Here is a 17,749-nt window from a genome sequence, read left to right on the forward strand (position 1 = left end):
GTAGCCGAGCCGCGCCAAAAGGAAACGCCCGCGGTGGAGGAAACCGCGGGCGTTTTACCTCCACGGGGGAGGCGGGTGCGGGCGCGCCGGATTGCGGCGACGTGCCCGCACGGGATGTCAGGCGACGTTTTCGAGGATCGGGTAATCCGTGTAGCCCTTGGCGCCGCCGCCGTAGAACGTGCCCTGGTCCGGGGCGTTCAGCACGGTGTCGTTCTTCAGACGGTCCACGAGATCGGGGTTGGCGATGAAGAGCTTGCCGAAGGCGACGAGGTCGGCCTTGTTTTCTTCGATGGCGTCGATCGCGAGTTCGCGGTTGTAGCCGTTGTTGACCATCCAGGCCGCCTTGCCGCCGGCCGCCTGGTAGGCTGCGCGCAGCGCCGCATAATCGAACGGCGTGTCGCCCTGCTGGTGATCGCGCGGGCCGCCCGTGGCGCCTTCGATGACGTGGATATAGGCGAGGCCGTACTTGGCGAGGCCTTCGACGACATAGGTGAAGAGCGGCTGCGGGTTCGGATCGGAGGAATCGTTGGCGGGCGTTACCGGCGAGATGCGGATGGCCGTGCGGCCGGCGCCGATTTCCGCGGTGATCGCATCGACGACCTGGAAGAGCAGTCGGGCGCGGTTTTCGATCGAGCCGCCATATTCATCCGTGCGGACATTGCTGCCGGAGCGGAGGAACTGGTCGATGAGGTAGCCATTGGCGGCGTGGATCTCGACGCCGTCGAAGCCGGCATCGATCGCGGCGCGGGCGGCGCGGCGGTAATCCTCGATGATGCCCGGAAGCTCGTTAAGCTCAAGGGCACGCGGCTCGGAGGTTTCGGCGAAGGTGCCGGTGCCGTCCTCGTTGATGAGGTAGGTCTTGGACTTGGCGCGGATCGCCGACGGGGCGACCGGCTTGCCGCCGTTCGGCTGGAGCGTGTCATGCGAGATGCGGCCGACATGCCACATCTGCACGACGATCTTGCCGCCGGCCTTGTGCACGGCGTCGGTCACCTGCTTCCAGCCTTCGAGCGCTTCCGGCTTGTAGAGGCCCGGCACATCGGCATAGCCCTGGCCCTGGTGGGTGATGGCGGTCGCCTCGGTGATCAGCAGGCCGGCCGTGGCGCGCTGCTCGTAATAGGCGGCGTTCAGCGTGTTCGGCACGGCGCCCGGCGAGCGGTTGCGCGTCAGCGGAGCCATGACGATGCGGTTGGCGAGCTGGATATCACCGATCTTGAGGGGGTCGAAGAGCGAGGTCATGAAGGGTCCTATTCTGGCTTGGGAAGCGCTCAGAGTGCGCGGTTGATGTGGTGGAGAAAGGCCGCGATCTTTTCGTCGTCGCGTTTGAAGAACACCCACTGGCCGACCTTGCGCGTGGTGACGAGACCGGCGCGCTGCAGGGTGGCAAGGTGGGCGGAAACCGTGGACTGCGAGAGCTCGCAGCGCTTTTCGATCTGGCCGGCGCAGACGCCGAAGTCCAAAGGATGCTCCTGCCCGGCGAAATGCTCGCCCGGCTCCTTCAGCCAGGCAAGGATCTCCAGCCGCTTGGGATGGGCAAGCGCCTTCAGGATTTCGATTTCGTCGGTGTCGGGCGTGGTCATCTCTATCGTGATCTGTCGATGATTATATCGGATGTTCCCGATATTGTGTTCGCCGCTTGCCGATACAAGGGGCCGCCCCAAAAAAACGGGCCAAAAAAAATCGGCAAAAAAAGAGGGCCGCAAGCGAAGCCTGGGCCCTACAGTTGTGAAGGTTTATAACCTCCAGAGGGGAACAGCCAACGCGCGGCACTGGGAGGAGAAAGACCGCAAGTGCGTTGGCTGTCATAAATATGGAGAAGGGGAGCCGCTTCTTCAAGAGAAGGACGTGCCAAGTTTTCTAACAATGTTGAAAATTTTGCCTTGGTTAATGAAAGGCAAAAAAAGAGGGCCGCAAGATCAACTTGGGCCCTTTATAGTTTTGAAGGTAATAAAACCTCCAGAGGGGAACAGCTGCTGCGGTGGCACTGGGAGGAAAAAGCCACCAAAGTGCATCAGCTGGGTGCGATATGGTGGTTTTTTGGGCATACATCAATCATTTAATGTGCATGCCAGCCATGCATTGGGCGCAGGCCTTGCCGATCACCCTTTTTAGAAGTTCCAGTTGCGTGCTTTGGCGACGATGAAATCCCTGAAAACCTTGAGTTTCGCGGAGTTCTTCATCTCGCTCGGATAGCAGAAATAGGTATCGAAGGACGGGATGTCGGCGCTCACCGGCAACTGCAGGAGGCCGGGATCGCGCCCGACAATATAGTCCGGCAGCATCGCGACGCCGATGCCGAGCAGGCAGGCGCGCTTGATCGAGGTCTGGCTGTTGATTTGCAGGATGGAGGGGCGGGGATTGTCCGAATCGCGGCCCGCGATCTCCAGCCAGTTGACGTCGAGCAGGTAGTTCGGCGCAGGCTCGCCGAAGGTGATGATCTTGTGGTTGTCGAGATCGTCGATCGACTGCGGCTCGCCGTAGCGGTTGATGTAGGAGGGTGCGGCATAGACGTGCATGTGCACGGTGAAGAGCTTGCGCTGGATGAGGTCCGACTGCTGGGGTTCGCGGAGCCGAATGGCGCAGTCGGCGTGGCGCATGTTCACGTCCAGCTCCTCGTTGTCGAGGATGAGCTGCACCTGCATGTCCGGGTAGAGGGCGAGGAATTCCTGCACCTTGTCGGTCAGCCAGCCCTGGCCGAGGCCGACCGTGGTGGTGATGCGCAGCTTGCCGCTCGGCTTCTCGGTGTTTTCGGTGAGCTGAACGCGCACGCTTTCGAGCTTCATCAGCACGTCGTGGGCGGTGCGATAGAGGATTTCGCCCTGCTCGGTGAGGATCAGGCCACGGGCATGGCGGTGGAAGAGCTTGATGCCGACATCCTGCTCCAGCGCACTCACCTGACGGCTGATGGCCGACTGCGAGAGGTGCAGCTTGTCTGCCGCATGCGTGAACGAGCCGGCCTCGGCCGCGGCATGAAAAATCCGCAGCTTGTCCCAATCCAGCGGCATTCTATCCCCCATATGTCTTTATGGCGGGGAACCATAGGTTTCCCGCCTGGTCGCTGATTCAACTGTTCCCACGTGGGAGGTCGGATCGTATCCGCCTCCCTTAGTTGGCGGCTTCTACTCGGCCGCAATTGCGACAGGCATATGACCTGCAAGGTATTTTTCGGTTTCCAGAGCCGCCATGCAGCCCATGCCGGCGGCCGTCACCGCCTGGCGATAGATGTCGTCGGTGACGTCGCCTGCGGCAAAAACGCCCGGCACGTCCGTCGCCGTGGAATCGGCCGCCGTCCACAGATAGCCGTTCGGCTTCTGGCGCAGCTTGCCCTTGAACAGTTCGACCGCTGGCGCGTGCCCGATCGCCACGAAGACGCCGTCGATGGCGACGTCGCGCGTCTCGCCGGTCTTGACGTTGCGCAGCTTCACGCCGTTGACGGAGGCCGGCATCGGCGGCTTGGGGTCGGCGCCCAGATATTCGACGACCTCATGGTCCCAGACGATCTTGACGTTCTCCTTGGCGAACAGGCGCTCCTGAAGGATCTTTTCCGCGCGGAAACCGTCGCGGCGGTGAACGACCGTCACGGTCTTGGCAAGGTTCGAAAGGTAAAGCGCCTCCTCGACGGCCGAGTTGCCGCCGCCAACGACGATGACGTCCTTGTTGCGGTAGAAGAAGCCGTCGCAGGTGGCGCAGGCCGATACGCCAAAGCCCATGAACTTGTGTTCGGTCTCGATGCCGAGCCACTTCGCCTTGGCGCCGGTGGCGATGATCAGCGCGTCGGCGGTCCATTCGGTGCCGCTGTCGGTGGAAATGCGGAAGGGGCGCACGTTCATGTCGACATTGGTGACGAGGTCGTTGACGATCTCGGCGCCGACATGTTGCGCCTGCTTCAGCATCTGCTCCATCATCCAGGGGCCCTGGACCGGGTCGGCATAACCCGGATAGTTTTCCACGTCGGTGGTGATCATCAGCTGGCCGCCCTGTTCCATGCCGGCGATCAGCACGGGCTCCAGCATGGCGCGGGCGGTGTAGATGGCGGCGGTGTAGCCGGCGGGGCCGGACCCGATGATGAGCACCTTTACATGACGGCTAGAAACAGAAGGGCCGGGCATGGTCGTTCCTTTCGGGGTTCTTGCCCCAATCGCCGATCCGCGCGGTTGCGCGCAGGCATCGGCCAGCGTGTCGTTGATCGACCTTCATTTATGAAGGGAGTGCCGTGAGTTTCAAGTGCGCGCGCGGCTTTGCCAACAGACAAGCGAAGGCGCGTGACATATTTGTGCCTCTTGCACTAACAATGTTGCGCTGATGCGGCGATTCGGGTCACATCCGGTCGTCATCCTGAAAGGTTTCGAAAAGTCCCATGTTCCGTGCCGAACTCGACGCTATCGACATGCGTATCCTGAAAGAGCTTCAGGCCGACGGCCGGATGACCAATGTGGAGCTGGCCGCCCGTGCCGGAATTTCCGCGCCGCCCTGCCTGCGCCGCGTGCGCAAGCTGGAGGAGGCGGGCATCATCGAGGGCTATACGGCGCTCCTGAACGCGCCGTCGCTCGGCTACGATCTCGTCGCCTTCTGCATGGTCGGGCTGAAGCACCAGTCGGAGGCGAACCTCAAGGCCTTTGCCGCCGCCACCGGCGAATGGTCGATGGTGCGCCAGGCGTGGATGGTCTCCGGCGACAGCGATTTCCTGCTGCACTGCGTTGCCGAAAACCTCACCCGCTTCCAGGATTTCGTCATCGAGGTGCTGACGGCCAATGCGCAGGTCGATACCGTGCGCACCATGCTGACCATCCGCCAGGTCAAGAAGGTCGGGCTGGTCGAGCTCTGAAATCCCGAAAACGCGACAGGATTTTTTCCGCAAGCGCCGGCGTGGAATTCACCGGCGCGTGGCTGCCGCTGGCAGGCGCCTCGGGAAACCGGCCGATGGTGGCTTCCCGGGAAAGTGCTGCGATGAAGCGGTCTATCTTGTCGTGCCGGCCGGAGGGCTGGAAGATCTGCACCGGCACGCCCAGGGCGGCTGCCTCGCCCACCATGTTGGTCGAATCGCCGGTCACGACGATCTCGTCGGCCCAGGCGAGATAGGCGAGCAGCGGGTTTTCGCCGGTGCCGTCCCAGAAGCGGGCATGCGGCGCCGTTGCCAGATCGGCAAGGGCCGTGACGAGTGTCGGCGGCGTGCGGCGCGAGGCCGTGATCATCAGCCCACCTCCCTCATCGAGTTTCGCGCGCAGCCCGCCGAGCAGGCGATCGATATCGCCTTGCGTGAATTTATGGTGCCGGCCGTTGCCGCCGACGAGCACGGCGATGCGCGGTTGGGGCAGGGATGCCAGCGCTGCCTCGAAGGCGGCGTGCGCCTCTGCCAGCCGTTGCGGCGAGAGCCGGTTGGGGGCGGTGGTGACGACGAGGACATCGTCGCCGCGCGGTGCGTCGTGTTGCTGCACGATCATCAGGTCCGCGCCGTGCCGGCGCGTGCGCGGGTCCTTGAAGAGCACGCAAAAGGTCGCCGGTGAAAGGGCTTTCAGTTTTCGCAGATAAGGCACCGCGCGCCGGCCGGTGGCGAGGCAGATGTCGGGCCAGGCTGGCGCGAGTGGCGAACCCGGTTTCGACGGTGCGTCCTTCGGGTCGATCGGCCCCCAGGGCATCAGCCAGGTGAAGGCGCGGCGCGGGGCGACGCGGCGCAGGATCGGTGTCGCGCCGAGCGCTTCCGCAAGGCCGATCAGCGGCTGTTCGTCGCCGGCCTTGCCGTCCGTCAGGACCCAGACGACGGGGGCGCCGCTTTCCGCCATCTCAGGACCGCGGTCCCGTCAGGAGCTTTTCGTAGACGGAAAACTCCTTTTCGAGCATCTGCCGGGTGGTGAAATTCGCCAGGACGTGCCGCCGGCCGTTTTCGCCCATGGCGGCGAGGCGCTCGGAGTCGGAAAGGGCGTCTTCCAGCGCGGCGGCAAGGGCCGCGACATCGCCGGGCGGGACGAGCCAGCCGGTCTCGCCCGGAAGCACCGTTTCGAGGCTGCCGCCATGGTTCGTGGCGATGACGGGCGTTCCCATCGCCTGGGCCTCGATCGCCGCGCGGCCGAAGGCTTCCGGGTCGGTCGAGGCGGAGACGGCGAGGTCGGCGGCGGCGAGGACGGCGGGCACGTCGCGCCGGCTGCCGGTGAAATGCAGGCGGCCTTCGAGGCCGAGGCGGGCGCTGTCGCGCTGCAACTCGGCAACCAGTGCATCCGAACCGCCGCCGATGAAGGCGAGGCGCAGGTCGGGCCGGGCAAGGCGGGCGGCGGCCTCTACGAGCACGGCATGGCCCTTCCACCGCGTGACGCGGCCGACCATCACCACCAGCGGCCCGTCTGCTGTCGCTCCGAGTTCGGCGCGCAACGCAGCGCGGGTCTCGGCGGAAATGCTTGCGGGGTCGAAGAGCGCCGGCTCGACGCCGCGGGGGGCGACGACCACGCGGGCCTCCGGAAAACCATAGACCTCGGTGATGTGGCGGCGGATGAACTGCGAGTTCGCGATGACAAGCGGCGCGCGCAACATGGCGCTGTTGTAGAAGCGTTTCAGGGCATTGCCGTGGCTGTAGACGCCGTGAAAGGTCGTCACGAAATGCACCGGCCGTTTCGCGAGACGCCGCGCCAGCAGGCCGACCCAGGCCGGCACGCGGCTTCGGGCATGGACGATGTCGATGCCTTCCGCATCGACCAGCCGCGCGATGGCGCGCGCGGCCGAAACGGCGGCGAAGGGCGATTTCTTGCCGACCGGGATTGTCACATGCCGGGCGCCGGCGGCCTCGGCCGCGGCCACCAGCGGGCCACCGGCGCTGGCGATCCAGTTCGCCACGCCGAGGGTGCCGAGATGGCCGGCCATTTCCACCGCGCTGCGCTCCACCCCGCCATCGCCCAGCGCCGGCAGGAGCTGGATGATGCGCGGTGCCGCGGCCTCTCCGCCGCGCACGGCAAAATCCTTGATCTTGCGCCGCCAGGTCTGTTCGCGCGCGTGCCGGGCGGCGTTTTCGCCGAGCCGCTCGCGAAGCGCACGGTCGCCGAGCAGCCTGTCCAGCGCTGCTGTCACGGAGGCGCCGTCGGCGCCGTCACAGAGCAGGCCGGTCTCGCCGTCGAGCACGGCGTCGGAGGCGCCGCCGTCGCGGCCGGCGAGGCTCAGCACGCCAAACCAGGCGGCTTCCAGATAGACGAGGCCGAAGCCTTCGACGGAGTTGCCCTCGCGGCGGGCGGGCATGGCGAAGACATCCGCCAGCTGGAGAAGAGCGGCCTTATCGTCCTCCGAGACGCGGCCGTGGAAGACCACGGCATCCGCGACGCCGGCCTCCCGGGCGAGGCTTTCCAGCCGCGCGCGATCCGCGCCGTCACCGGCGACATGCAGCTTCAGGCCGGGATAGGCGGGGCCGAGCTTCGCGACCGCTTCAACAAGCTTGTCGACGCCCTTGCGCGGCTCCAGCCGGCAGAGCGTCATGATCTGCAACCCGTCGCCATGGAGGGTGCGCAGCTCTTTAAGCCTTTCGGGAGTGGCCTCCAACTGCGTGGGAACGGTTGGGGTGACGACGCGCAGCCGTTCGGCCTTCACGTAAGGCGCTGCAAGGCCGGCGGTGAAGGAGGAATTGGCGATGACGTCCGCCGCCTTGGCCATGGCGGCGCGGATGCGCTCGGCCTTGCGCGGGGAGGGTGCTGCCGGGAACTCCATGCCGTGGGCGAGCACGGTGATCGGCACGGCGACGGTGCCGAGGTTTTCGACGCTTTTCCAGGTGTCGGCAATGATCTGGTCGAAGGCACCAGAGCGGGTCAACTTCTCCGCCGCACGCGCCTTGCGCCAGCGCCGCAGCGGTTTCCAGCCGGAAAAACGTGTGATGCGGTAGGGCCGTTTCAGGTCCGCCGCGTCCGCTTTGCCATCGGCGAGAACCGTCACCGTGTGCCCGCTTTCCTGAAGCGCAAGCGCCATCGATCCCATCATGTTTTCGATCCCGCCGACGTCAGGCGGAAAACATTGCGTCAGTATAAGGATATTCATTGTGATGACAGGCTGTCAGGGCTCTATAGGGCTGCCCGCGCGCGGGAGGCGGCGGCATGTTTCGCAGAACTCCTATCACCGCGGGCCGATATGGTCTATGGAGGCGCGCGCGACAGGAGACGATGACGAATGCAGACGATAGCATGCATGAAATGGGGCACGCGATATCCGGCGGATTATGTCAACCGCCTGTGGTCCATGATCAAGCGCAACACGGTTCGCCCGACCCGGCTCGTTTGTTTTACGGAAGATGCCACAGGCATCGACCCAGCCGTCGATGTCTTCCCGCTGCCGCCGATCAATATTCCCGAGCGCGTCGCCTGGAAGCCGTGGCGCAAGATTTCGCTGTGGCAGGCACCGCTCGCCGATCTCGAAGGCGATGTGTTGTTCGTCGATCTCGACGTTGTCATCACCGGGCCGCTTGACGATTTCTTCGATTATGCGCCGGGCCGCTTCTGCATCGCGGAAAACTGGACGCAACTCGGCAAGGGCATCGGCAACACCTCGGTCTATCGCTGGACCGTCGGCACCAACACGCACATCTTCGACGATTTCATTCGAGACCCGGACACCAAGATCGACAAGCACACCATTTCGCAGCGTTACGTCTCTTCGGCTGCCGAGGGCATGACCTATTGGCCTGCCGAATGGTGCGTCAGCTTCAAGCACACGCTTTTGCCGCGCTGGCCGATGAATTTCTTCAAGGACGTGCCGCTGCCGCCGGCGACCCGCATCGTTGCCTTCACCGGCAAGCCGGATCCGGACGAGGCGGTGATCGGCGAATGGCCCGTCAAAGCCTGGTGGAAGAAGGCCTACAAATATGTGCGGCCGACGAAATGGATCGACGAGAACTGGCGCTAGTTCACAGCGTGTCCAGATACCAACGATAGGCGCGGGAAAGACCTTCGCGCAGGTCCGTGGATGGTCTCCAGCCGAGGCGCGCCAGCTTTTCGTTCGACATCAGCTTGCGCGGCGTGCCGTCCGGTTTCGACGGGTCGGTCTCGATCCGGCCTTCGAAGCCGACGACCTCTGCGACGAGCTTCATCAGGTCGAGAATCGGGATGTCTTCGCCCGAGCCGACATTGATGTGCTCATAGTCCTCATAGTTCTTCAGGATGAATACCAGCGCATCGGCGCAGTCTTCGCTGAACAGGAATTCGCGGCGCGGTGTGCCGGAACCCCAGATCGTCACATGGTCGAGGCCGGCAAGCTTCGCCTCGTGCGCCTTGCGGATGAGCGCCGGCACGACGTGACTGGTCTGGAGGTCGAAATTGTCGTGCGGGCCATAAAGGTTGGTCGGCATGGCGGAGATGAAGCGCGCGCCATGCTGCTTCATATAGGCCTGGCACAGCTTGATGCCGGCGATCTTGGCGATCGCGTACCACTCGTTGGTCGGCTCCAGATCGCCGGTGAGCAGCGCGTTTTCCTTGATCGGCTGCGGCGCGAATTTCGGGTAGATGCAGCTCGACCCGAGGAAGAGCAGCTTCTCGACACCCGCCTCGTGGGCGGATTTGATGACGTTCAGCTCCATCGTCAGGTTGCGCTGGAGGAATTCCACCGGGTTGCGGTCATTGGCGAGGATGCCGCCGACCTTGGCGGCCGCCATGACCACGGCGTGCGGCCGGTGCTCCGCGAGGAAGCGCTCGACATCGGCGCGTTCTTCGAGATCGACCGCGTCGCGCTGGGCGAAAAGGATTTCGCAATTCTCCGCTTCGAGCCGCCTCGCGACGGCGCTGCCGACCATGCCGCGATGACCGGCGACCCAGACGCGTTTTCCCGTGAGGTCATACATGTCAGAGGCGACCCTTGTCGGAGAACTCTTTCTGCATGAGCTTCAGGTCCTCGCGGACCATTTCGCGGGCCAGCTCGTGCGCGCTTGTCTCGTGGCGCCAGCCGAGCACCGTCTCGGCCTTTTTGGGGTCGCCGAGCAGGAGATCGACCTCCGTCGGGCGGAAGTAGCGCGGGTCGATGCTGATCAGGCATTTGCCGGTCGCGGCGTCAAAACCCTTCTCGTCGATGCCCTGGCCTTCCCAGCGGATGGTCATGCCCACCTCGGCAAAGCACCATTCGGCGAACTGGCGCACGGTCGTCGTGGTGCCGGTCGCCAGCACGTAGTCGTCGCCCTGCGGCTGTTGCAGCATCAGCCACATGCCGCGCACATATTCCTTGGCGTGGCCCCAGTCGCGCTTGGCATCGAGATTGCCGAGGAAGAGCTGGTCCTGCTGGCCGAGCTTGATGGCGGCGACCGCGCGGGTGATCTTTCGCGTCACGAAGGTTTCGCCGCGCAGCGGGCTTTCGTGGTTGAAGAGGATACCGTTCGAGGCGTGCAGGCCATAGGCCTCGCGGTAGTTCACGACGATCCAGTAGGCGTAGAGTTTTGCCGCCGCATAGGGCGAGCGCGGATAAAACGGCGTCGTCTCGCTCTGGGGAACCTCCTGCGCCTTGCCGTAGAGTTCGGAGGTGGAGGCCTGGTAGAAGCGCGTCTTCTTTTCCAGCCCCAGGATGCGGATCGCCTCCAGCATGCGCAGCGTCCCGATCGCATCGGCGTTGGCGGTATATTCCGGCGTCTCGAAGCTTACCTGCACATGGCTCTGGGCGGCGAGGTTGTAGATCTCGTCGGGCTGGGTCTGCTGCACGATGCGCACGAGGTTCGTCGCATCCGTCATGTCGCCGTAATGCAGGAAGAATTGCGGATCGGGCTCGTGCGGGTCCTCGTATATGTGCTCGATGCGCCCGGTGTTGAACGAGGAGGAGCGGCGCTTGATGCCGTGCACGATGTAGCCCTTGTCGAGCAGCAATTGCGCGAGATAGGCGCCATCCTGACCCGTTACGCCCGTAATCAAAGCCACCGGTTTCTTGGACAAGTCTGTTCTCCAGGGTGAAGGTGCAAGCGGCTTAAACCCGAACGCCCGGGCGATCAACCGCCGAATCCGGGCGGCCGATCTTATCGCGCCAGCAGGCCGGCGATGCGGTTCTTCAGGTGAAGCGCCTCGCGGAAGGCAAAATCACCTGCCGTCAGCAGCGGATGACCCTTGCGGGAGGCGCGCTGGCTCTTCAGCACGGCCGTGCCGTTGCCGCGCGCCGCGGTGCCGTTCTTGGCGACGACATTGGCGATCAGCGTCAGGATGTTTTGGTCTTCCAGCACGCGGCGGCGCGCCTCGATGATGGCGGGCAGGCGCTTCTCGTATTCGCCGTTGTCGATTGCCGCGCGCATGATGGCGAAGGCCTCGTCGGGCTTGCGGATATCGATCGCGATGAAGCTCTCGGCCGGGAAATAATCGGCGGCGTTCGGCGCGCCGAAATAGAAGGGCAGCGACAGGCCGAGGAAGGGGTCGGCGAGCTTTTCGGTGAAATGGTGCGGGGCGAGGTGGTTCTCGATCGCGAGATGATACTTGTAGGGATCGATCGACTCCGCCTTGTCGTCGACCGGCCGGTGGCCGCGGCCGAAAACGTCGAGGTCGGGCATGCGCGCGGCCATGGCCTGCGTGAAGTCGTAGCGCAGCCGGTGCAGGGTGTGGCCCTGCCGCTTCGTCGAGCAGACCGTGCCGATGACTTTTGTCTTCTCCGGAAAGTGCCCGGCAATTTCATCGGCGGTCATCAGGTGCTGGCTGCCGTTGCCGTAGAACCAGCGCAGGCCCGCCTGGCTGTAGATGCGGCCGGGATGGCGCAGCGCAAAGGGCTCCTGGCTGGTCACCACATGGCCGAACTGCCGCGTATAGGCGCGGCTGTAGATCTTGATGCCGGAGGGTTCCGTCGTGAAGAGGATGGTGTTTTGCGGCGCGCAGACGAGCGTTTCCACCCGCATCGGGCGGCGTTCGCCACCGGCAGGCGGCATGTTCTCGTAGACCGCGAGCCAGTCATAGTCGCGCGCGTCCGGATCGAAGGTGAATGTCACGCCGTGGCGTTGCGCAAAGCCTGCAGAAAGCTGCCGGGCAAGCGGGCTTATGCCATGCGCCCGGTTGATCGGGCCCATGACCTTGACCACGGTGGCAGTGCTGCCGCCACCGGCTGGGCTATTGTCGTCTTCGGAAAGAATGGCGGTTCTCCTTCGAACGGCCGCTCGCGATCAGCCCCAGGTGACGGCGAGGATCTCGTAGGCCTTGGCGCCGCCGGGTGCGTTCACTTCGATCGAATCGCCGACTTCCTTGCCGATCAGCGCGCGGGCGATCGGCGAGGAGATGGAGATGCGGCCCTGCTTCACGTCGGCTTCCTGGTCGCCGACGATCTGGTAGACCTTCTCTTCCTCGGTGTCCTCGTCGACGAGCTTCACCTTGGCGCCGAACTTGATCTTGGCGCCGGACATCTTGGAAAGGTCGATGACCTCGGCGCGCGCGACGTAGTCCTCGACCTCGGCGATGCGGCCTTCATTGTGGCTCTGGGCTTCCTTGGCAGCGTGGTATTCGGCGTTTTCGGACAGGTCGCCATGGGCGCGTGCTTCGGCGATCGCTTCGATGATTCTCGGACGCTCTTCCTGCTGGCGCCAGCGCAGTTCTTCCTGCAGCTTGACGAAACCGCCGTGAGTCATCGGTACTTTTTCAACCATTTTATCCCGTCCTTCAGCCCGCGTCGCGCGGGCTCCCGCCCGCATGAACGCAAAAGAAAACGGTCTCCGGAGAAGATTCCCCGGAACCGTCGAAAGCATTTGAACGATCCTTATAGCAGATTGCGTCGGGCGAAAGCCAGTTTTTTCGCCGCAGGTGCAGCATCCGCCCACAGCGCCCGGAACAATCGGCCGCGTCTTCCAGTTAGCCGAATATCGCGGGAGGCGTGCATGACGATCGACAATTCGGACACGGACATGAGGAGCAGACCATGAGCGTGATGCAGAAGATTTCCGGTTATTTCAAACAGCTCGCCGGCGAAGTGTCGGGCAACCAGGCCATGCACGACGAAGGACGCCGCGAGGCGGCGGAGACCGGCTACCAGGAAAAACACGAGCAGGTGGTGCCTGTCGAGCCGCGCACGGTGCTGGGCGCCGAAAGCGTTGTGTCGGCTGAGACCGGCCGCGAAAAGGTCATCCATGCCGATGCCGTGCCGCAGTTCGAGGTTTCGCAGGCCGGCCGCAGCAATGACGGCGTTTCGAGCGCCAAGCCACGTGTCATCACCGGCAGCGACGATGCCACGGTGCAGCGCGCGCTGCCCGGCATGGCGGAGCCCACCCGCGACTGGTCCGCCGGCTTCGACGAGACCGCACCGCGGCAGGATACCGAGACCGGCATTACCGACTATTCCGATCCCGAGCAGATGAAGCTCTACCGCCTCTTTCCGATCGCGTCCGCCACGGACACCAACTGGGATCTCGCGCCCAACCAGGGTGAAGTGGTGGTGCGTGCCCGCTCCTCGGGCGATGCGCGCGTGGTCGCGGCTGAAGCGGAGCTCGATTATCTGGAAATCGATGCGCTGCCGGCGGATGGCAATTCCACCACCTCGTCCAGCGCCTTCCGCAACGAGAAACTCTACACCGTTGTCGATGAGACCGATCCGGCCTATCCGCTGGATGGCCCGCGGGAAGTCGTTGCCGGCACGGTGCGTGTCGACAACATTCGCCCAACCGAGCTTTGAGGAGGTCGCCATGACCCGCAGCCAATCCGCCCGCACGGCGGCCAAACAGCGCGACATCCAGGACGAGGTGGCGGCGGCCGACCGCAAGGCCGGGGAGGATAAGCCGAAGGCCATGCAGGCCGGCGCGCGCCTCTATCCAGTGCCGCCCTTTCCCGAACAGCACCAGCCGAAACCCGGCAACGAGGCCAAGCTCGATCCTGCACCGATGTATGATGCGCCCTTCTACAAGGGCTCGGAAAAGCTGAAGGGCAAGGTGGCGCTCATCACCGGTGGCGATTCCGGCATCGGGCGGGCGGTCGCCGTGCTCTTCGCCCGCGAGGGTGCGGATGTGGCGATCGCCCATCTTGCCGAAGGCGGCGATGCGAAGGACACGATCGCCGCCGTGGAGGCGGAGGGCCGACGCTGCATCGCGCTTGCCGGAGACGTCAAGGACAAGGCTTTTTGCCGCGATGCGGTCAAGCGCACGGTGAAGGAACTCGGCCGGCTCGATGTCCTCGTCAACAACGCCGCCTTCCAGGTCCATGCCAAGGATATTCTGGACCTCTCGGAAGCGCATTTCGATGAGACGCTGAAGACCAATCTCTACGGCTATTTTTTCATGGCGCAGGCGGCGGTGCCGCACATGGAGGCGGGTTCCGCCATCATCAATACCGGCTCCGTCACCGGCCTCGAAGGCTCCAAGGCCCTGCTCGACTATTCAATGACTAAGGGCGGCATCCATGCCTTCACACGCTCGCTGGCAAGCCAGCTCGTGCCGCGCGGCATCCGCGTCAATGCGGTGGCGCCGGGCCCGGTCTGGACGCCGCTCAACCCCTCGGACAAGGAGGCGGAAGACGTCGCCAAATTCGGCGCCGACACGCCGATGAAGCGCCCCGCCCAGCCGGAGGAACTGGCGCCCGCCTATGTCTTCCTCGCCTCGCCGCAGTGCTCGAGCTACATCACCGGCGAAGTCCTTCCCATCATCGGCGGCTATTGAGCCGCCGATGACAATTGCTTTTTCATTGACGGCGCTCTCAGGAACATATAGTGAACAAGCATGAAGAAATCGCTGCAACAACGCTTGGCCATCCTGTCGGATGCCGCCAAATACGATGCCTCATGCGCCTCCAGCGGAACGGTCAAGCGCGATTCCGTCGCGTCCGGCGGGCTCGGCTCGACGGAAGGGGCGGGGATCTGCCATGCGTACGCGCCGGACGGACGCTGCATCTCGCTCTTGAAGATCCTGCTCACCAATTTCTGCATCTTCGATTGCGCCTATTGCATCAACCGCTCCTCCAGCAATGTCGAGCGCGCCCGCTTCACGCCGGAGGAGGTGGTCTGGCTGACGCTGGAATTCTACCGGCGCAACTATATAGAGGGGCTGTTCCTCTCCTCCGGCATCATCCGCTCGCCGGATCATACGATGGGCGAGATGGTGCGGGTGGCCCGCGAACTGCGCACCGTGCACGGCTTTCGCGGCTACATTCACCTGAAATCCATTCCCGACGCGGCACCGGAATTGATCGAGGAGGCGGGGCTTTATGCCGATCGCCTCTCGCTCAACATCGAGCTGCCGACGGATGCCGGCATCGGCCGGTTCGCGCCGGAAAAGCGCCCCGAGGGCATTCGCCGCGCGATGGGCGACCTGCGCCGCAAGATCGAGGCGGCGGACGATCCCACCCTCCAGACCAAGCGGCGCAAGCGCTTCGTGCCCGGCGGCCAGAGCACGCAAATGATCGTCGGCGCCGATGGCGCGGATGACGCGACGATCCTGAAGACGAGCGCCCGGCTTTACGGCAGCTACGGCCTGAAGCGCGTCTATTATTCCGCCTTCAGCCCCATTCCCGATGCGTCCCGCGCGCTGCCGCTGATCAAGCCGCCGCTGGTGCGCGAGCACAGGCTCTACCAGGCCGACTGGCTCTACCGCTTCTACGGCTTCGGCGTGGATGAGATCACTTCCGGAACCGGCGGCATGCTGGATCTCGACATGGACCCCAAGCTCGCCTGGGCGCTTGCCAACCGCGACGCCTTTCCGATGAACGTCAACCGGGCGGAGCGCGAACGGCTGTTGCGCGTGCCGGGCCTCGGCACGAAGACGGTGGATGCCATCCTCTCCAGCCGCCGCTTCCGTCGCCTGCGGCTGGAGGATCTGGCGCGGCTCGGCGTGTCGCTGCGCAAGGTGCGCGCCTTCATCGAGGCGGAGGGCTGGACGCCGCGGCGGCTGGCCGATCGCGCCGACCTGAAGACGCTTTTTGCGCGCAAACCGGAACAGCTTTCGTTGCTCTAATGCACACGATCCCTCTTGTCGGACGGGGCGATTTTTCCGAGTGGCGCGACGCCGCCCGCGCACTCGCTGCCGCCGGCATTTCGCCGCGCGAGGCGGATTGGCGTATTTGCGGGGTGGAGGACGAGCTTTTCGACGCCGTCGCGCCGCCGCAATTGCCGAAGCCGGACGCTGCCGCCCCGCCGCTTACCGTGCCCCCCGCCTTCCTGCCCCTGGCCGAGGCTGTCGTCTGCCATACGGAGCCCGGCCGGTTTCACATGCTCTACCGGCTGCTCTGGCGCCTGCAATCGGATCGTCGCCTCTTGGAGCTGACGGCGGACAAGGATGTCGCCTGGGCGCGGCTTCTCGCCAAGAACGTCCACCGCGACAGCCACAAGATGACGGCCTTCGTGCGCTTCAAGGAGATTGCCGGCGAGACGGCGGGGCGCCGGCGGTTCTTTGCCTGGTTCGAGCCGTCGCATTTCGTCGTGGCGCGCACCGCACCGTTCTTCCGCCGGCGCTTTGCCGACATGGACTGGATCATCGCGACGCCGAACGGCACGGCAAGCTGGGATGGCGAGACCCTGATCTTTGACACGCGCCCCGGCGAAAATCCCGGCCATGGCGACCCGACCGATGAACTCTGGCGCACCTACTATGCGAGCATCTTCAATCCGGCCCGCCTGAAGCTGAAGGCCATGCAGGCCGAGATGCCGAAGAAATACTGGCGCAACCTGCCGGAAGCCGATCTCATTCCCGAGATGATCGCCAATGCCGAGGCGAATGTGCGCGCCATGGCCGAGCGCGCCGCGAGCGACCCGCCGCTCTTCCACTATCGCCTCCAGGAGGCCGCGCAGCCCCTGTCGCAGATCGTGCCTGCCGGCGCCGGCACGATCGAGGCGGTGCGCGAGGAGGCGCGCCACTGCACGCGCTGCCCGCTGCATTGCACGGCGACGCAGACCGTTTTCGGCGAGGGGCCGCAGGATGCAAGCGTGATGATGGTCGGCGAGCAGCCGGGCGACCAGGAAGACCTCGCCGGCCGCCCCTTCGTCGGCCCGGCGGGCAAGGTTTTTGACGCCGTGCTGAAGGAGGCCGGCATCCCCCGGCCGTCCCTCTACCTCACCAATGCGGTGAAACACTTCAAATACGAGCCGCGCGGCAAACGCCGCATCCACCAGAAACCGGACCGCGGCGAAATCGACCATTGCCGCTGGTGGCTGGCAAAGGAGGTCGAACTCGTCAAGCCACGCCTGATCGTGGCACTCGGCGCCACCGCGCTTTATGCGCTGAGCGGCGAACAGAGGCCGCTCAACCAGGTCCGCGGCAAGCCGATCGCCATGCAGGGCGACATGGTCCTATACCCCACCATCCACCCCTCCTACCTGCTCCGCCTGCCGGACGAAGCCGAACGCCAACGCCAGCACGCGCTGTTCGTCGAGGACATGCGGCTGGTCGGGCATCTGAAGGAGACGATGGGATAGGTTATGCGGCCTGCGAAAGCAGGTCCTTGGGCAGATGCGCGCGCGCGTCGAGCACTTCGAGGCCGACGATGCGGCCGTCCTTGTCGAAATCGAGCATGATGCCCTGCGACACCTCTTCCGTCTCGATGATGTCCTCATGCGAGAAGCGGATATAGGCCGCGTCCACGACGGGGTCGTATTCGACTTTCACGGTCATGCCGGCTTCCTGGCGCCTCTGTCGATAAATGCGGATATTATTCGTACCTCATCGCTCGCTTCAACACAAACAACGCGCAATATGCGCCCGTCGAGTGCCTCTATCGCGCGATAGCGTCGCTCTACCTCGGGTCCGGACGGGTCACTCAAACGCCATTCAGGCGCACGAACGGTAGCCTCGATCCAGGCTGGATCAAGCTTGCGCTCCCGCATCACGGTTTCGGCGTGAAGCGAGTAGCGCAAGGGCTTGTCCATCGACCACCTC

19 protein-coding genes are annotated in these 17,749 nt (G+C 64.5%); 7 read left to right on the forward strand and 12 right to left on the reverse strand.

Annotation, left to right across the window (positions count from 1 at the left end):
• Window positions 1-117: 117 nt before the first annotated feature.
• Window positions 118-1,239: an alkene reductase gene (locus AC1Q6Z_RS04230; protein WP_492646834.1), complete on the reverse strand. Its 1,122-nt coding sequence runs from the start codon at window positions 1,237-1,239 to the stop codon at window positions 118-120.
• Window positions 1,240-1,268: 29 nt separating this feature from the next.
• Window positions 1,269-1,580: an ArsR/SmtB family transcription factor gene (locus tag AC1Q6Z_RS04235; RefSeq protein ID WP_435267725.1), complete on the reverse strand. Its 312-nt coding sequence runs from the start codon at window positions 1,578-1,580 to the stop codon at window positions 1,269-1,271.
• A gap of 31 nt (window positions 1,581-1,611) precedes the next feature.
• Here AC1Q6Z_RS04235 and AC1Q6Z_RS04240 point away from each other — a divergent pair, with 31 nt between their 5' ends.
• A complete protein-coding gene (locus AC1Q6Z_RS04240) occupies window positions 1,612-2,112 on the forward strand; it encodes a hypothetical protein (RefSeq protein ID WP_492646835.1) in 501 nt (166 codons plus the stop codon).
• Here the strand turns inward: AC1Q6Z_RS04240 and AC1Q6Z_RS04245 are convergent.
• A complete protein-coding gene (locus tag AC1Q6Z_RS04245; protein WP_256117466.1) occupies window positions 2,109-3,005 on the reverse strand; it encodes a LysR family transcriptional regulator VtlR in 897 nt (298 codons plus the stop codon). The two genes, AC1Q6Z_RS04240 and AC1Q6Z_RS04245, sit on opposite strands and share 4 nt — an antisense overlap.
• A 114-nt stretch (window positions 3,006-3,119) precedes the next feature.
• The gene (gene trxB / locus AC1Q6Z_RS04250; RefSeq protein WP_439624523.1) at window positions 3,120-4,109 is read right to left on the reverse strand and encodes a thioredoxin-disulfide reductase; all 990 of its coding nucleotides are present in this window, start codon (window positions 4,107-4,109) and stop codon (window positions 3,120-3,122) included.
• Between the two features lie 248 nt (window positions 4,110-4,357).
• Here trxB and AC1Q6Z_RS04255 point away from each other — a divergent pair, with 248 nt between their 5' ends.
• Window positions 4,358-4,825: an Lrp/AsnC family transcriptional regulator gene (locus tag AC1Q6Z_RS04255; protein WP_256117464.1), complete on the forward strand. Its 468-nt coding sequence runs from the start codon at window positions 4,358-4,360 to the stop codon at window positions 4,823-4,825.
• Here AC1Q6Z_RS04255 and AC1Q6Z_RS04260 read toward each other — a convergent pair.
• Both AC1Q6Z_RS04260 and AC1Q6Z_RS04265 read right to left on the reverse strand, forming a co-directional pair.
• Window positions 4,797-5,780 carry a mitochondrial fission ELM1 family protein gene (locus tag AC1Q6Z_RS04260; protein WP_492646836.1) on the reverse strand — a complete coding sequence of 328 codons (984 nt, stop codon included), beginning with the start codon at window positions 5,778-5,780 and terminating at the stop codon, window positions 4,797-4,799. The two genes, AC1Q6Z_RS04255 and AC1Q6Z_RS04260, sit on opposite strands and share 29 nt — an antisense overlap.
• Before the next feature lies 1 nt (window position 5,781).
• Window positions 5,782-8,004, reverse strand: a complete 2,223-nt coding sequence (locus AC1Q6Z_RS04265) for a glycosyltransferase (protein ID WP_492646837.1) — start codon at window positions 8,002-8,004, stop codon at window positions 5,782-5,784.
• A 129-nt stretch (window positions 8,005-8,133) separates the two neighbouring features.
• Here AC1Q6Z_RS04265 and AC1Q6Z_RS04270 point away from each other — a divergent pair, with 129 nt between their 5' ends.
• Entirely contained in the window at window positions 8,134-8,865 is a 732-nt protein-coding gene (locus AC1Q6Z_RS04270; protein ID WP_492646838.1) for a hypothetical protein, read from the forward strand.
• A gap of 1 nt (window position 8,866) precedes the next feature.
• Here the strand turns inward: AC1Q6Z_RS04270 and fcl are convergent, their stop codons facing one another.
• From fcl to greA, 4 genes are all read right to left on the reverse strand, one after another.
• Window positions 8,867-9,796: a GDP-L-fucose synthase gene (gene fcl / locus AC1Q6Z_RS04275; RefSeq protein ID WP_492646839.1), complete on the reverse strand. Its 930-nt coding sequence runs from the start codon at window positions 9,794-9,796 to the stop codon at window positions 8,867-8,869.
• 1 nt (window position 9,797) lies between these two features.
• Complete coding sequence (gene gmd / locus AC1Q6Z_RS04280; RefSeq protein ID WP_492646840.1) at window positions 9,798-10,868, reverse strand: GDP-mannose 4,6-dehydratase; 1,071 nt, start codon at window positions 10,866-10,868, stop codon at window positions 9,798-9,800.
• An 80-nt stretch (window positions 10,869-10,948) separates the two neighbouring features.
• The gene (locus AC1Q6Z_RS04285) at window positions 10,949-11,989 is read right to left on the reverse strand and encodes a glycosyltransferase family 10 domain-containing protein (RefSeq protein ID WP_492646841.1); all 1,041 of its coding nucleotides are present in this window, start codon (window positions 11,987-11,989) and stop codon (window positions 10,949-10,951) included.
• Between the two features lie 81 nt (window positions 11,990-12,070).
• Window positions 12,071-12,547: a transcription elongation factor GreA gene (greA, locus tag AC1Q6Z_RS04290; protein ID WP_256117457.1), complete on the reverse strand. Its 477-nt coding sequence runs from the start codon at window positions 12,545-12,547 to the stop codon at window positions 12,071-12,073.
• Window positions 12,548-13,248: 701 nt separating this feature from the next.
• On the opposite strand from greA, the gene AC1Q6Z_RS04295 reads away from it, so the two are divergent.
• From AC1Q6Z_RS04295 to AC1Q6Z_RS04310, 4 genes are read left to right on the forward strand one after another with little or no spacing between them, the layout of a single operon-like run.
• On the forward strand, window positions 13,249-13,566 hold the full coding sequence (locus AC1Q6Z_RS04295; RefSeq protein WP_492647241.1) for a hypothetical protein: 318 nt from the start codon (window positions 13,249-13,251) through the stop codon (window positions 13,564-13,566).
• A gap of 10 nt (window positions 13,567-13,576) precedes the next feature.
• Window positions 13,577-14,542: an SDR family oxidoreductase gene (locus AC1Q6Z_RS04300; RefSeq protein ID WP_492646842.1), complete on the forward strand. Its 966-nt coding sequence runs from the start codon at window positions 13,577-13,579 to the stop codon at window positions 14,540-14,542.
• A gap of 60 nt (window positions 14,543-14,602) precedes the next feature.
• Window positions 14,603-15,832, forward strand: a complete 1,230-nt coding sequence (locus AC1Q6Z_RS04305; protein WP_492646843.1) for a putative DNA modification/repair radical SAM protein — start codon at window positions 14,603-14,605, stop codon at window positions 15,830-15,832.
• Window positions 15,832-17,289 (forward strand): UdgX family uracil-DNA binding protein, encoded by a 1,458-nt coding sequence (locus AC1Q6Z_RS04310; RefSeq protein WP_492646844.1) that lies wholly within the window; start codon window positions 15,832-15,834, stop codon window positions 17,287-17,289. Before AC1Q6Z_RS04305 ends, AC1Q6Z_RS04310 begins: the two co-directional genes overlap by 1 nt.
• A gap of 1 nt (window position 17,290) precedes the next feature.
• On the opposite strand, the gene AC1Q6Z_RS04315 is transcribed toward AC1Q6Z_RS04310, so the two are convergent.
• Window positions 17,291-17,485, reverse strand: a complete 195-nt coding sequence (locus AC1Q6Z_RS04315) for a DUF2283 domain-containing protein (protein WP_256117451.1) — start codon at window positions 17,483-17,485, stop codon at window positions 17,291-17,293.
• Window positions 17,482-17,739, reverse strand: a complete 258-nt coding sequence (locus tag AC1Q6Z_RS04320; protein ID WP_256117450.1) for a DUF4258 domain-containing protein — start codon at window positions 17,737-17,739, stop codon at window positions 17,482-17,484. The genes AC1Q6Z_RS04315 and AC1Q6Z_RS04320 overlap by 4 nt, the downstream gene beginning before the upstream one ends.
• Window positions 17,740-17,749: the final 10 nt, after the last annotated feature.

It is taken from the genome of Shinella sp. GW835-FHT14H05 (assembly GCF_058793575.1).